Annotated in this window: 18 protein-coding genes and 1 pseudogene; 7 read left to right on the forward strand and 12 right to left on the reverse strand. The window is 60.8% G+C overall.

What is annotated here, in order from left to right; translation table 11 throughout:
- The first annotated feature begins 7 nt into the window (after positions 1-7).
- The 7 genes and pseudogenes from E6B08_RS19075 to E6B08_RS19100 all read left to right on the forward strand — a co-directional run bounded on the left by E6B08_RS19075 (position 8) and on the right by E6B08_RS19100 (position 5,201).
- Entirely contained in the window at positions 8-406 is a 399-nt protein-coding gene (locus E6B08_RS19075) for a glucose dehydrogenase (RefSeq protein ID WP_136915475.1), read from the forward strand.
- Between the two features lie 11 nt (positions 407-417).
- On the forward strand, positions 418-2,448 hold the full coding sequence (locus E6B08_RS19080) for a pyrroloquinoline quinone-dependent dehydrogenase (protein ID WP_136915476.1): 2,031 nt from the start codon (positions 418-420) through the stop codon (positions 2,446-2,448).
- A 59-nt stretch (positions 2,449-2,507) separates the two neighbouring features.
- The gene (locus E6B08_RS19085; protein WP_136915477.1) at positions 2,508-3,260 is read left to right on the forward strand and encodes an SDR family NAD(P)-dependent oxidoreductase; all 753 of its coding nucleotides are present in this window, start codon (positions 2,508-2,510) and stop codon (positions 3,258-3,260) included.
- A 38-nt stretch (positions 3,261-3,298) separates the two neighbouring features.
- On the forward strand, positions 3,299-3,934 hold the full coding sequence (gene grxB, locus E6B08_RS19090) for a glutaredoxin 2 (protein WP_202877476.1): 636 nt from the start codon (positions 3,299-3,301) through the stop codon (positions 3,932-3,934).
- 134 nt (positions 3,935-4,068) lie between these two features.
- Complete coding sequence (locus tag E6B08_RS31540) at positions 4,069-4,359, forward strand: winged helix-turn-helix domain-containing protein (protein ID WP_416194406.1); 291 nt, start codon at positions 4,069-4,071, stop codon at positions 4,357-4,359.
- A 57-nt stretch (positions 4,360-4,416) separates the two neighbouring features.
- A pseudogene (locus E6B08_RS31190) lies at positions 4,417-4,582 on the forward strand (transposase); the annotation flags it as partial.
- A gap of 361 nt (positions 4,583-4,943) precedes the next feature.
- A complete protein-coding gene (locus E6B08_RS19100) occupies positions 4,944-5,201 on the forward strand; it encodes a hypothetical protein (RefSeq protein ID WP_136915479.1) in 258 nt (85 codons plus the stop codon).
- Between the two features lie 190 nt (positions 5,202-5,391).
- On the opposite strand, the gene E6B08_RS19105 is transcribed toward E6B08_RS19100, so the two are convergent.
- The 12 genes from E6B08_RS19105 to E6B08_RS19160 all read right to left on the reverse strand — a co-directional run bounded on the left by E6B08_RS19105 (position 5,392) and on the right by E6B08_RS19160 (position 14,181).
- Complete coding sequence (locus tag E6B08_RS19105; protein WP_136917444.1) at positions 5,392-5,619, reverse strand: hypothetical protein; 228 nt, start codon at positions 5,617-5,619, stop codon at positions 5,392-5,394.
- Positions 5,619-5,912: a hypothetical protein gene (locus E6B08_RS19110; protein WP_136915480.1), complete on the reverse strand. Its 294-nt coding sequence runs from the start codon at positions 5,910-5,912 to the stop codon at positions 5,619-5,621. The genes E6B08_RS19105 and E6B08_RS19110 overlap by 1 nt, the downstream gene beginning before the upstream one ends.
- A 67-nt stretch (positions 5,913-5,979) precedes the next feature.
- A complete protein-coding gene (locus tag E6B08_RS19115; protein WP_136915481.1) occupies positions 5,980-6,483 on the reverse strand; it encodes a DUF2514 domain-containing protein in 504 nt (167 codons plus the stop codon).
- Positions 6,480-6,923 carry a structural protein P5 gene (locus E6B08_RS19120; protein ID WP_136915482.1) on the reverse strand — a complete coding sequence of 148 codons (444 nt, stop codon included), beginning with the start codon at positions 6,921-6,923 and terminating at the stop codon, positions 6,480-6,482. The genes E6B08_RS19115 and E6B08_RS19120 overlap by 4 nt, the downstream gene beginning before the upstream one ends.
- A 61-nt stretch (positions 6,924-6,984) precedes the next feature.
- On the reverse strand, positions 6,985-7,263 hold the full coding sequence (locus E6B08_RS19125) for a tail fiber assembly protein (RefSeq protein ID WP_136915483.1): 279 nt from the start codon (positions 7,261-7,263) through the stop codon (positions 6,985-6,987).
- Positions 7,260-7,574, reverse strand: coding sequence for a hypothetical protein (locus E6B08_RS19130; protein WP_238349241.1), 315 nt, complete (start codon positions 7,572-7,574; stop codon positions 7,260-7,262). Before E6B08_RS19130 ends, E6B08_RS19125 begins: the two co-directional genes overlap by 4 nt.
- Before the next feature lie 39 nt (positions 7,575-7,613).
- On the reverse strand, positions 7,614-8,510 hold the full coding sequence (locus tag E6B08_RS19135) for a phage tail protein (protein ID WP_238349242.1): 897 nt from the start codon (positions 8,508-8,510) through the stop codon (positions 7,614-7,616).
- Positions 8,507-9,547: a hypothetical protein gene (locus tag E6B08_RS19140; protein WP_238349243.1), complete on the reverse strand. Its 1,041-nt coding sequence runs from the start codon at positions 9,545-9,547 to the stop codon at positions 8,507-8,509. The genes E6B08_RS19135 and E6B08_RS19140 overlap by 4 nt, the downstream gene beginning before the upstream one ends.
- Positions 9,547-12,594: a phage tail protein gene (locus E6B08_RS19145; protein ID WP_136915486.1), complete on the reverse strand. Its 3,048-nt coding sequence runs from the start codon at positions 12,592-12,594 to the stop codon at positions 9,547-9,549. Before E6B08_RS19145 ends, E6B08_RS19140 begins: the two co-directional genes overlap by 1 nt.
- The gene (locus tag E6B08_RS19150) at positions 12,591-12,989 is read right to left on the reverse strand and encodes a DUF6950 family protein (RefSeq protein WP_136915487.1); all 399 of its coding nucleotides are present in this window, start codon (positions 12,987-12,989) and stop codon (positions 12,591-12,593) included. Before E6B08_RS19150 ends, E6B08_RS19145 begins: the two co-directional genes overlap by 4 nt.
- A gap of 2 nt (positions 12,990-12,991) precedes the next feature.
- Positions 12,992-13,597: a hypothetical protein gene (locus E6B08_RS19155; protein ID WP_136915488.1), complete on the reverse strand. Its 606-nt coding sequence runs from the start codon at positions 13,595-13,597 to the stop codon at positions 12,992-12,994.
- Positions 13,597-14,181: a hypothetical protein gene (locus E6B08_RS19160; RefSeq protein WP_136915489.1), complete on the reverse strand. Its 585-nt coding sequence runs from the start codon at positions 14,179-14,181 to the stop codon at positions 13,597-13,599. Before E6B08_RS19160 ends, E6B08_RS19155 begins: the two co-directional genes overlap by 1 nt.
- Positions 14,182-14,262 lie beyond the last annotated feature (81 nt).

Raw genomic sequence — 14,262 nt, forward strand, 5'->3', positions numbered from 1 at the left:
TAGCGTCATGAATCAACGTAGTAGTGAATCCCGCAGCAACGGCCGGGCCTCGGCTGGTCACAGCGGGAAATGGCGGCTGGCGACCGTCGTGTTAGCCCTGGCGCTGGGGGCATTTGGCATGGCCCTTTTTGGCGGAGGCGTATGGCTGATGGCTTTGGGCGGTAGCTGGTATTACGCCCTCACTGGGGCGGGATGCGTAGTAACCGCTGTTCTGCTGTGCAGGCAACGATTTGCAGCCGTGCACCTGTTCGCCGTGATCTGGGGCCTGACGCTGATTTGGGCTTTATGGGAAGTCGGACTCAACTGGTGGGGGCTTGTACCACGTCTCGTGGCAATCACCGTCATCCTGTTGTTGATCCTTGCCGTGTCGCCGTCACTGCGTCGCGCCCCTCGCTCTGCTGCGTAAAGAGGTTTGTCATGTTCCTATCAGTCAAATGCAGAAGCGCACTGGCGCTCGCCGTTTCTTGCGCGCTTCAGGTGCAGTTCGCTCAAGCTCAGCAGATGCCGCAGGTCGGCAGCGATTGGCCATTCTATGGCGGCGATCACAACGCTCAGCGCTTCAGCCCACTCAAGCAGATTACCCCGGAAAACGTCGGGCATCTGGAGCGCGCATTTGTGTATCACACACGGGATTTGCCGAATCCTGGCAGTCGCTACTCGCCTGAAACAACCCCGGTCAAGGTCGGCAACGACCTGCTGATGTGCTCTGCCAAAAACATCCTTATTTCGATCAACGCTGCAACCGGCAAGGAAAACTGGCGTCACGACCCTGGAGTACCTGATCAGGCCATTCCTCACGCAGCAGCATGCCGCGGCGTGGCGGTGTACACCGCACCAGAGATCCCTGAGTCCGCACAATGCCGCAGCCGTGTGGTAGAAGCGACACTCGATGCGAGGCTGGTAGCTGTAGATCTGCGCACAGGCGAGCCATGCAAGGACTTCGGACAGAACGGTACTGTGGATCTTTGGGAAGGTCTGGGGAAAAAAGTCCCCGGCTGGTATGCGGTTACAGCCCCTCCTACCATCGTCAATGGCGTGGTGGTCACAGGGGCACAAATTCGCGACGGTCAGGATGAGGATGCACCTTCTGGGGTGATCCGCGGCTACGACGCAATCACCGGGAAAATGGCCTGGGCTTGGGATCTGGGTAACCCTGAAAACGTTCATGGCCCAGCCGAAGGCAGCACCTACACCCGTGGCACCCCGAATATGTGGACGGCTGCAGTGGGCGATGAGCAGCTTGGCTACGTCTACCTACCGATCAGCAACTCCTCCATTGATTACTACGGTTCCAACCGTAGCGAGGCAGAAAACAAGTATTCGACCTCACTGGTGGCCGTCGACGTGAAGACCGGCAAGGACGTATGGCACTTCCAGACCATCCGCCACGATGTGTGGGATTATGACCTGGGCAGCCAGCCGACACTTCTTGATTTCCCTGGCAAAGACGGAAAACCAGTGGCTGCCGTACTGCTGCCAACGAAGCAGGGTGATATCTACATCCTGGATCGTGCAACTGGCGAGCCTCTCGTTCCGATTGGTGAAGTCGAAGCGCCAAAAGGCGGCTCCGTTGAACCCCAGTTCCTGGCTGATACTCAACCTACGTCCGAGTGGCACACGCTGCGCAAGGCACCGAAAACCGAAGCGGACATGTGGGGTTTTTCACCACTTGATCAATTGATGTGCCGCATCCAGTTCCGCCAGGCCAACTACGAAGGCTACCTGACGCCACCATCGGTGGATCGTCCCTGGATTCAATACCCAGGCTACAACGGTGGCTCCGATTGGGGCTCGGTCGCGATCGACCCAGTACGACGACTGCTAATCGCCAATTACAACGACATTCCTAACCTGAACCAGCTCATACCGCGTGAGCAGGCAGACAAGATGGGGCTCAAACCTATCTATGCGCCAAAGGTCGATGAGACCTCTCTGAACAAAGCTGGCAGCAAATCGGGCAAGGGCGAAGGTGGCGCATCGACCTATCCGCAGGTCAACGCGCCTTACGCGATCAGTGTGAATGCGGGATGGCGTAACTGGGGCACCGGCGTGCCGTGCTCGGCACCTCCCTATGGCGGAATTCGTGCAATCAGCTTGGATACCGGCAAGACCGTGTGGGACGAGCCGCTGGGTACCGCGCGTCGCAACGGGCCTTTCGGCATCCCGTCTCATCTGCCACTGAATATCGGCTTGCCGAACAATGGCGGAACGGTGGTCACCGCAGGTGGACTCACCTTCGTCGGCGCGGCGACTGACAACTTGTTCCGTGCCATCGACACGACTACCGGTAAGGTGCTGTGGGAAGACACGTTGACGGCGGGCGCCCAAGCCAACCCGATCTCGTACGAGGTTGATGGTGAGCAGTATGTGCTCGTCTCAGCGTCTGGCCACGCCTTCATGGAAACCGGCACCAGCGACGAAATCATCGCATACAAGCTGCGTAAGTAATGCCTTGACGGGGCCCGCGTGGGCCCCGTCTTGACACTGATTCACAGAGGAGTTTGATCATGGATTTGGGTTTGCAAGGAAAACGCGTACTGGTGAGCGGCGCTTCCAGGGGTATCGGGCGGGCAATTGCCAAGTTGTTCCTCGATGAGGGCGCCAAAGTGGCCTTCTGTGCTCGGGGTACCGCAGGCGTCCAAACGACGCAACAAGCACTCGGTCATGACGCCATCGGTACCGCCGTTGATGTCACCCAGCCCGACCAGGTGCAGGCCTGGGTCACGGATGCAGCGCAGCGTCTTGGTGGAATCGATATCGTCGTGCCGAATGTGAGCGCTCTGGCTGGCGGAGATGACTTGCATACATGGCGGCGAGCCTTCGACACCGATTTACTGGGAAGTGCGACGATGGTCAAAGCCGCCTTGCCCGCCCTGCGTCAATCGCAAGCCGCATCGGTCGTCCTGATTTCCAGCGTATCGGGCCGCGAAGTCGATATGTTCGCAGAGCCTTACGGTGTACTGAAAGCAGCCTTGCTGCACTACGGTAAAACGCTGTCTGCACGCCATGCGCACGAAGGTATTCGGGTGAACTCTGTCTCCCCGGGAAACGTGTATTTTCCTGAGGGCGTATGGGGTGACATAGAGCGCGACCAGCCCGAGACCTTCGCAAAATGTCTAGCTGAAAACCCGTTGGGCCGCATGGCTACACCCGAGGAAGTAGCTAGAGCGGTCGTATTCCTGGCCAGCCCTGCTGCAAGCTTTACTACCGGCACGAACTTGCTCGTGGATGGCGGGCTGACACGCTCGGTGCAGTTCTGAGCACCCAGGCCTAACGGTAGTGAACTGGAAAGATTTGAATGATGAAACTCTATATCTACGAACATTGTCCGTTCTGCACGCGTGCTCGGATGATCGTTGGACTCAAGAGTCTCCCGGTGATGCTTCAGGTCATCATGGAGGGCGATGCCGAAACGCCCCTGCGCCTCATTGGAAAAAAGGCTGTGCCGATCCTGCAAAAGGAAGACGGCAGCCATATGGGGGAAAGCCTAGATATCGTGCGATATCTCGATGGCATCGGCCCGACAGTACTGATGGCGCCGCAAGACCCAACTTTGGATGCTTGGGTCAAAGAAGTCTGGCCCACGGCACTCAAATTATTCATACCACGCTTCGTCCAGGCAGACTTCGCAGAAATCAACACGCCAGTAGCAAGAGAGGCGTACCGGCTGCGAGAGGAACAAGCCTTCGGAGATCTGGAGGCTTTGCGAGGAGCCACATCCAAGCTGGTGGCGGAACTGCAGCCTCTTATCAAAGAGCTTGTCCCACTGGTGAAGGACAGAAAAACAATCGGCATCAACGAGGTGACGCTTTGGCCCGTATTGCGCTCGCTTTCCATCGTTCGAGCTGTTGAATTCCCAGATCAAGTGCGCGATTACATGCATCGATTGAGTGAGGCATGTGGCGTTCCCCTGCTCTTCAACCAAGCTGCTTGACCAATAGATAGATGGCGACTTTAGAGCCCAGCTTCAGCTCCCGGAATGGCGTGGGAAGCAATTCGTACCTAGGACGTCCTGAGGATGAGCAAGCTTTCACGACGCCGGTGCGTGAGCTCATCGTGGATGCAAGCATGCGGACAGTCAGATTCAAGGATCTTCACTTTCCGCTCAAGGCCACGTCTTGCCGGCTTCTGACATTGCTTCTTCGCCATCAGGGAAACGTCGTGAGCCGAACGACGATCTATGAGGAAATTTGGGGATACCGGTTCGATCCCGGCACCAAGATCATAGAAGTACAGATTTGTTATCTGAGGAAAGTGCTCAAGACCCTGCAGGCGCCGTTCGAAATCAGAACACTACGAGGCCGGGGGCTATACATACAGGCCGTCGCCCCATCTTCTTCGCCAAGACCGGAGAAATGAATCGCCGCTGGTTTAGTAGACACTTCCAAACCGCGTAATGAGGCCTAGATTGGTGCCATGAGTCGTCAGCGTTACCCTGAAGAATTCAAGATCGAAGCAGTCAAGTTATGACCGAGAAAGGCAACCCTGTCGCCGATGCTGGCCAGTGTACGCGCACGGGCTATGGACCTGGATCAGGCTCTGCAGCAAGCCCCAATCACAGCCTCTGCAAGACGATGGTCAGACGACGATGGAGCTGTCGGCGGAAGGGGGCGAGAAACGGCATCTCAGCGCTTGGAATGTGCCTGGAAAACCAGGGGCGCTCTGCGAAAAAGCCCTGAACAATCAGGGCTTTGAATATGGCGGAAGCGTAGAGATTCGAACTCTAGGATAGTTGCCCATCGACGGTTTTCAAGACCGTGGCATAAGCGCCCACCCCATGCGGCGCCAGCACCTAAATCGATTCCAAAACAAACACGAAACGGCACGGCTACAGGCCGCATACTACAAGGGTCGCCGTTTCAGTTTTGGAACCGATTTTGAGGGTACTTGCAGGGCATGAAGTAAGCCGCCAAAGTAGCGATCCACACCAAGGAGTGATCCCCATGGCAGCAAGCAATGAATGGACCGAGTGGCATCTGACTCCGCGCGGCTGGGAGCGCGGCACCGAACGGGAAGACTTCAAACCCACCGTCAATCGGGATGCCCCGGCAGACTGCGTAATGACCTGCAAACACTCAGAGGTAATGAGCTCTTCCTTCTCGCCGGTGAAGTCAACAGATCACACAATATGGAAGCATTCAGACGAACAGCTGCTCTCTTCCTTGCTCGAGCAGTACGGACCAGCGCCAAAGCACCTGTGACCCCAGTACTGCAGCAGTAGCAGAAAAAACAGACCTCAGGCCGCGCCACATGCGGCCTATGCGTCGATGCTGTCTAATATGCATTGGCGACTTTGAGCGAGTTTCGCCCAGTAAAACCGAGAAGCCCTGGCGCAGTTTTAGACAGCCGCCAACCCTCCCCGGCACCCAGCCGAAACGCCTGCCGTCCTGGCTAGCGCGACTCCCTCCCCGCATCAAACTCATGCTCGAGCAGTGCCCACAGCCGGGCCGACTCGACAAACTCCAGCATGTCGGAAAGACCGCCCGCATCCACATCCTCCCGGCGCCGGGCAGCAAATGCCATCTCGCAAAGCACCCTGGCCCTTCCATCCGGATCGGTGATCAGAGCGCTCTGGTCGTTCAACTCGGCCAGCCAGGCCTGCGGCAGAGAGCTACCCATCATCGCGACCTGCACCACCACGACTGCGCATACAGCACGCCGTCGATCTCTTCCACGCCGGTGAGGCTCAGGCCGCCCTGTGCCATGGACGTGACCCTGGCGTCGTGCAGGCGCGGGATAACGTCAGGACCTGGCGTAGGGTTGAACACCCAGGCCTGCGTCGAGATCCGGCCCAGCGGCCGGCTGTGGTTCTCACCCATATGGAGGTCGGCTTCCAAGGGCTGCGATTTTCGTAGCTGCTCTGGAGGGATGGCCACGCCGTTAGCGCGGCGCCGGACAAGGTAGACGTACATGGCTGCCACCAATACTGTATATGTATACAGTATCGTAGCGAGTGCTTTGCAGCCGAGCAACTGCCGCTCAGCCGGGCGGTGTCAGGGCGTCGTACTCTCGCTGGCATTGCTCGCCTGCTCGCCGGGCGCCGTCATAAGCCTTCGCCAAGTCTCCCGCTCGTTCATCAGCCCGTGTGAGCAAGTCGGAGAGCACCATGGCGGCGCGGGTGGCTGCCTGGCCTCTGGCGATAGCGGCGGTATCCGTGGCGGGGCAACTGACGGTGGCGGCGAGCTTGGCGCCGTCGTCGCGCAGCCGCTGGCCAGCAGCATCGGCACCAGCAGCGCCATCATCATCGATCGTTCTTTGTTCCTGACCATGTGCCCTCGCCTCCTCACGCGCATCAGCGCGGCGTTGTTCTTCCTGTCGTGCATCGCGCTCGCCCAGCACCTCGGCCAGGCGGTCGCCGCTGTCTTTCTTCGCTGAGGCCTGGCCGGCCACTGCCTGCTCCACCGATCGCCCATGCTGGTAGGCGCAGTAGTGGGTCGCCAGTAGCACCAGAAGCACCAGCGATCGAATCGCCCAGGACGTCATGCCAGTGCCCTCCGCACACCCTCGTCGATGATCGCCGCCGGGTACGGGTTGCCGCCGTTCTCGTGGATGATGATGCTCACCACCACCCCGCGTAGCGTGGCCGGGTCCTTGATGTTGATCGGGTCAGTAGTGCCCACCCCGATCCGCTTGGCCACGGCAGAGGCATAGGCCTGGGTGTCGTTCTCGTTGCTCGGCGCCCAGCGGTTGATGGTTTCCAGAACGGTGTCGATGCCCTTCCCGCCCACGCCGGGCATGCCGTCCTTGCCCCGGTAGTTGATGAGCAGCTTGCCCAGGGCGCGGATGCCGTTCTCGGGCGTGTCGAAGATGGCGAAGCGGCCACCAGGCTCCTTGCCGATCTGGCCCTGCCAGTCGTTGCGCGGGTTGAAATCGATGTTGCCGGGGTTGCGGTTGCGCACGCCGCGGGGCTGGGATTGGGTCATGGGTTTTCTCCAGGCAAAAAAATACCGCCAGGCGGCGGTCGGTGTTCGGATGCGGTGAAGGTCAAGCCGGCGGCGCGGGCCAGCTGATACTGGCTGGGTAGCCTTCCTGGTCAGGCAGGCGGTTCAGCGCGACGCGGTACTTCTTCCAGAGGGTGAGCAGCGCCTTTTCCTCGTCGGTGGCGTCGTCAACATCGACGGCGTCCTGCAGCGGCGTGATGGCGGTGTCGGCTACCTGGCGGAGACGGGCCGTTTCAGCCTGTGCCTCGGCCAGCAGTTGCTCCGCTGCCTGGGCGGCCTTCATCTCGGCGGTGATCATCTGTGACCAGTCGATATTGCTCACTGCTGCTCCTCCTTGTCGATCAGCGTCACGGCCTGCTGAGGTATGTCATAGATCGGGAGGCTGATCGCGCCATCGCCCCGGACAATGAGCGGCTGTGGATACCGGGTAGTCTCGGGCGCAGTTGGGCCGTGCGGAAGGATGATGGTCAGGCGCAACTCTCCGCCCACTCGCTCTACCGGTCCAGCAATCCACTTGGAGATGATCGCTTCCTGCGGCAGAGTGGCGCCGTCTTCGAGAGGCGCGAAGTCGAATACCTCGCCATTGAGGGTGAGCGCCTCCCCGGAAAGGGATGTCTCGAGTTTCTCGTCCATACGGACCGGAGATAAATTTATGATCATGACTTTGAACCTCTAGTTGAACCAGCGGCCAATTGCCATCCAGTTGTATACAACATCCACGCCAGAGGCGACGCTGGCGTAGTGCTGAAAGACCGTTGTCCCAGTTTGCGAGTTGCTGCGGTACGGAAGCACTGTAACCCTTGATGTGCTAGTGCCCCCCACGCCTGCGGTAAGGCAAACCGTATTGGTGGAGAATGCGATAGGCCATGTGATCGTATCGCCTCCCGCACTAATAAACGACGAGTTGGCGGAGGTGGTTATTCCTGTTGACCAAGTCCTTTGCCCCCAACAAATCTGCGTACCATCTGCGTACCGAACATATTCACCGTTGGCATTGCTGCCGCGCTCGATTATCGCGCCGGTCGGCACGCCGCCGCTCTGACTCACCGTGCCAAGAATTGCCGCCACGGCAGCCGCGCCCAAACCTAGGCCCGTTCGGGCAGCAGCCTGGGTTTTGCCGCCGGTACCGCCCTGGGCGACGCTGAGGGCTGTGGTCAGTCCGGAAAGAGAGGTGATGTCGCTGTTCGCGCCACGGGTCGCCGCGAGGATGTTCTGGCGCAGCGCCTCAATAGTCGTAGCGCCGCCGAACAGGGCGAAGGTCGCCCCGAGCTGGTCCACCAACTGCCTCAGGCGGTCGGCAGACTCCTTCACGTAACCCTGCATGGGCGCCAGGCCATAGGCCCCGCCACTCACCGTCGCGCCTTGGTAGGCCGGGAGGATGCTCAGCACCGTGGCACTCGCGATGTTGGTCACCTCATACCAGCGGCCATCCGGGCCTTGAAACGCATCGCCCACCCGGGCGTTGAGCGCGAAGGAGGTGCCGGTACCGGTCACCGTCGTTTGGCCAGCCGTGATCGCCACGGTGCCTGTTCTGTACCAGGGCATGGAATGCTCCAGATTTATCGTCAAAGGGTTTTCATGGGCCTAGAGGCAAACAGCGTCCGGCCGTTCACGCCCAGCGGGTTAATCGAGTCGTAGTTCTCGCAGTACATCTGGAGGATGTTGCGGTTGCCTGGCAGGAATCCGCCGAAATTCGTTCGGTAGGGCTGCTCCGTCTGAACCACGTTCGTGACCGAGAACAGGGCGTTGGCCAGCACGTAGTCGTCAAAGCTTCCTGTCCATGGCATCTGGTAACTGGCGTTGTAGTACTGGCCGTTGGCGATCGGGTCGCCCGCCACGACGAAGGAGTTGTTCGCCGGCTGACCATTGAGCAGCGCCAGGTTTGCCGAGGTGACGAAGGTCAACGCTCCGCTTGCATCGCGGACAGACGCCCCGTACTGCCCTGCTACGCTGGCGAACGTCTGATACGAAGCGCAGAACCACTTGATTGTCTGGGGACTCTTGGCGATGTCGCCATGACCTGCATAGCTCCATGACTTGACTGCAAACCCTGTCCAGTTACCTGGAGACCCGATGATCCTGAAATTCCCAACCATCATGTAATTGACCGCATTGAAAAACACCAAGGGACGCTCATAGGTGGTTATCGCGGATGGGAATGAAACGGTCATTGTCTGGATCAGCCCAGCTTGCGTGCCACCGAATGAAAAGGATCCATTGGCGCGCACAGAAAGCACCCGGTTGATCGAGTCGATCTGGGTCAGGGTATCGCCGTTACGTGTCCGGAAGCCGTATGTACCTGGTGCGGCAAACGGCTCCCCACCTTGGGAAAGGATCATCACTTCCCAGGTGCTGGTGCCAGGCTGGCGAAGCCTCAGCGATCCAGCCGACCAGAAGGCCGGTGGTGTCCACGTGTTCTGACCAGAGTCAGAAAGCGCGTCCACCACCACAAACGACTGGACCTTGATCTCAGGTATCGAGAACGTCTGCTCGAAGGAGCCGTTACCCGTGACAGTCATCATCTTGAGCGAGCGGATCGGCGTCACCGTAGTATCCAGCGTGACGTTGCCCGCGGCGTCCTTTGTCCTCAATCCATAGAGAGCCATCAGGTCATCCTCCCCAGCGCACCGCGCTCTATGCTGCTGGCGTCGTAGACGTACACCCCGTTGGGGTTGATCGCCAAGCTGCCATCGCTGCCCTGTCCACGAAGACTGAAAGTTCCGGTGACCATGTTCAGCTCAATCAGCGGACGCCCCTGAGAATCAACCGCCTGGGACCTCAAGGTCATACCGAGAACGATGTTCTGAATGAACGCCTGGTTGATGAACGCCTGGTTGATGTAAACCTGCCCGTTCTGGACCACGAAAGGCGAGGAAAGCGTGCCGTTGATGCCGTTGACCACCGCGAACCGATCCGCAGACACCAGGAACTGGCTCTGCAAACCCGCCGGGCCGTTCTCGATGCCCAGGCCAATGCCAGCAGCCACGTACTGGCCCTGGGCGTTGACCTGCATCTTCACCGACCACATGGTGCTGGCCTTGCCATCCAGAGCCGTGACGGCCTGGCTGGTGGTCTGCACCGCGGCGTTGGTCTGGCCAAGCGACACATTCAGTTGGTCGATTTTGGTCGCCGTGGCGGACTCATTGGTGGCCACCACTCGCTGCAACTCGGTGATGTTCGCCTCGCTGTCGCCAACCCTGGCGTCGAGCGTCGTCACCCGCTCGGCCATGGCCATGTTTTCGGATGCCCGTACCCTCTGCTCGGTAGCGATCGCCGCGGTGCTGTCCCAGCCTTTCAACGCGTCAGCCAGCTCTCCCTCGCCGTCATCGTCGCGGTACGCCGCGCGCAGCGCCTCAAAGGCGGTGGCCTGGGCGGTCACCTTGCCGTCGATGGTGCTGATGTTCGTCGTGTTGGTGGCTACCTGCTGAGCAAGGCCGTTGGCGGTGGCCAGGGATTGGCCCACGTCGATCCAGTAAGTGGCGTTCGGCGGTGCATTCGCGCCCGAGGCGTTAGCCGGCACTGCCTGACTGGCCTGGTAGATCTTCCCGTCGACGACCACCATCTGGTCTTTGGCGTAGGCCGTGTCCTTGTCGTACGCCGTCAGCGCGCCCAAGGCGTCGATCTTGTCCTCGAGGCCTGGGATCTTCTCCAGCTCCGTCAGGATGTCCTGCCCCAGCTGGGTCTTCCCGATCTGGCCGGCCAGTGCCGCAAGCATCGTGGTCACGTCCGTGGAGGTCGACGCCGGCACCTTCAGGAATCCGCTGACGCCGTAGGCGTTGCGGGACCGGATGAAGTAGTAATAGTTGGTCCAGAACGCCAGCCCGGTGTGGGTCATGGTTAGCCCCCGGCCAAGATACTGCGCCTGCGCAGCGGTGGCCTGCGGATCCTGGGTGAAGTAGTACTCGTAGGTGCCGCCGTTCAAGCCATGAAGCGGGTTGCTCGGGAGCAGCGTGATCGTGTCGATGGTCGACTGCACCACGCACGCCTCGGGCACGGGCGGGCCATCGATGTTCACCGTGATGCTCGCCTCGCCGGAGCGCGCCAGCGGACCCAGTGCGGCCACGCTCATCGTGTAATTGCCCGACGCCAGGCCCGACAGCGGTAGCTGCAACGTGGTCGCCGGCACTTGCTGGGCCTGCACAGCCGTGTTGCCCTGGCGCACGGTTATCGCATAGCCGGTAACGGTGCCGGCCGGCGCAGCCCAAGAGAGCACGCCCTGCACTACCTCGGCGGTACCGTCAGCAGTCCACACAAGGTTGGTAGGGCTGCCCAGGCCGCCAGCCGGGAGGTTGATGAACCCAATCGGGTCGTACGGCTGGCCCACCGCATCCCCGAAGATCGCCGGCTCGTTCTGCGCTACCGCCACGTTGCAGCCGGTGTCGTCGGCCATCGACCAGTCGGTGACGATGAATTCGCCCACAATGTTCAGCGATGGCAGGTTCACCTTCACCGACCGACCTGGCCTGCAGTTGTAGCCCATAAAGTTCATCGGGATGCTGAGCGTACCGCCCGCGCGCCGGCGGCGCAGTTCGATGTTAGCCAGGCGCTGAGCCTGGTAGGGGTCGTCCACATACGGAAAGGCCAGCGTTTCAGCGGCCTCGCCGCCGTCCTCGATCACCCACTCCGCGACCGATACCTCCGGATAGTCGGTCTCGGCCCAGGCCTGGGTCGGGTCCATGAACGTGCCGCGTACGGTGTTGATGGCCGCGTCATTGGACGGCTCGGTGCTGCCGGTGACCGTGCCAGTCACCATGTCCTCGGTGATTTCGAAGTCGTACGGGCCGTAGTAGGCGCCGACCTGCAGCATCCACCGACCGCCCACGCGGATCACCTTGCCCCCGCAGGCCGCCTCCAATTTCTGGAGCACCTGCGTGCGCGACTCGTCGGCGCCGATCACGCAGCCGGAGCGGTACCGCAAGGACGAGCTGCCCTCAGGATTCTCCACCGACTCATCGCAGACGTTCGCCCCACTGGCGAAGCTCGCGAAGACGATCTCGTCGTCCGGCACGCCGCAGCGATTGCGCAGGAACCAGAGGATGTGTAGGGCCGTGTTCTCGCTGTAACCGGTAGTGCCGGTGCGCGGGTCGTAAATGTCGCGGCGACCACGGGTTACGAACCGCACATCGGGGATTCCCGAAGGGTACTTCTCGGCGTCGTACTTGAAGGACAGCCGGACATAGGACAGGCCTCGGCCGATCTGTGTGTCGCGCCAATCTGGGCAGTTCGCCTTGAGGAAGGCATTGACCTCGGTGGGGTCAATGACCACCTCGTAGGACGCGGAATTGCCGTATGTGGCGATCAACTCCTCTCCCAGGTAGATCTCGTCCACGCCGGCAATCGCGCCCTCTGACAGCACGTAGACCATGTGCAACCACTCGCCATTGGTCTGGCTACCGGCCTGTTCTTGGCCCCAGGCCAGCACGCCGCCGGTGCTCACGCGGCCCAGGATGTACCGCGCAGATGCTTTGGACGAGCGCAGGGTCTGGCTGGACGGCTCGCTTGCGCGCAGGGAGCCGGTATCGAGCTGGTCCTGCTGCGATGCCACGTAGAACGCCAGCGCCGCGCCGGCGACCGCGCCCCACGGTCCGCCCTGGGCAAAGCCGATGACGGCGCCGACGACGACCTGGGCGACCTTCTTGACTGCCGAACTCATTCAACTCTCCAAACCGTCAACGGCTCACACTCGATCCGGCCTGCGCCATCAGGCGCCACCGACCAGAACTCATCCGCCCAGAACACCGCGACGCCCCGGCCATTGGGGCCGTCGTACAGCGCAATGTCGCCACGCTGGATAAGACCCGGCTGCACGCGCCCAAAGCAGGCGTCCCAAGCTGCCTCAAGCGAGCCGTGCACCTGCTTGAGCAAGCGCTTGGCTCCTGCCTCGGTGGCGTACTTGCCTCGGTAGGCGGCAGCGGGGTCGACTCCGCACACCGCCACCGCGCAGTCAGCGGCGAACAGGCAGCAGTCAAATTCGCCCCATGAAAAAGGCCGCTCGGTGGCGGCCTTGATCGTGGTGGCGAGTTGAGTCGTCCAGTCGCGCTTTCGCATAGTCAGCTCTCGTAAGTGAACTTCGGAGCGTCCTTCGAGGCGCCCCAGTAAATGGGCCAGTCGGCGATCTGCGCGATGGCGAAGAAGAAGCGGTCGTCCTGCCGGCGAGCCCGGTGGTTCTCATCGGTCCAGCGCTCGGTGCCGGTGCGGTTCCACTCGGCCATACGGTCGATCAGTGGGACGGTGATGCTGTTGCCCTCTTCGCCGTTGCCAGCGTAGGAGAACTTGGCGGCATCCATACGGCCACTGAACAGGATGTCGGCGGCATAGGTGCCGTCCTCGGCGAACGCCACGAACATCAGTTTGCCCGCGCGCCCGCGGCAGCCCTTGAGCGAGGTCTCGGTGATGATCTGCACATCGAGGCCGTTGAGCGTCAGCTCGACCGACATGGGGGAGCCAGAGTTGCTGCTCTCCTGCGACTGGCCGACTGAGCCGAATGTCCCAACGCCCTGGTAGGTGATCCCATCGATGACCAGGTCACCGGTACCGGTGTGCGCGAACACCATGCCGTCTGGAAAATCCAGCTGGCATGCGTACACCGACATGAAGTTTCCCCGGGCGATGATGTCCACCACCGCCTGGCTGAAAGGGAAGATTCCGCTCGCCATCAGAAGGCCTCCCGAAATTGGTAGCTGCCGTTCGACACGACAGGCTGAATGGTCCACTGGTTGGTGTCGTCCATGCGCCGCATTTCGCAGTACGGGTTCTGGTACTCCACCTTGGTGCCGGCGGCGATGGCCTTGCGCACGCGCTTATTCACGTAGACCGTGGCCTTGCCCGTGGCATCGCTCGATGCGTGCTCCACCACCTCAAACATCTCGCCGTTGATGGTGATGTAGTCGCCGCGGCTGAATACGCGGCGGCTTGCGGTCATGCCCTGTAACTGCAGGAACGAGGCCTGGGCCGTGGCGACAAGCACCGTGGGTGCCCCGATGTTGTCCGTCCGCATTCGCGTAAGGGACGGGATATTGACCGTGCCAAACATGCCGTGCAGCCGGCCCAGCAGCGCGGTCAGTTCGCGCTCATCCTCCTCGTAGAGCACACCGAAGTTCAGCGTGCAGAACCAGTAGGAGCCGGGCTTCGCCACGATCTGCTGGGAATTCGAAAGGGAGGAAGTGAACGCTCGGTTGTTGTGGACGATGCCCCAGGTGATCTCCGTGGGCTCCAGGTCCTCGGGCCATTCTTCCGCCATTGGGTAGCTCCAATAAAAAAGCCCGCCGAAGCGGGCCACAGTCTAGTTTTGGGGATGCCAGATGCATCGAGGGTTATTTAC

This window comes from Pseudomonas putida, from assembly GCF_005080685.1.
Taxonomy (GTDB): Bacteria; Pseudomonadota; Gammaproteobacteria; order Pseudomonadales; family Pseudomonadaceae; genus Aquipseudomonas; species Aquipseudomonas putida_V.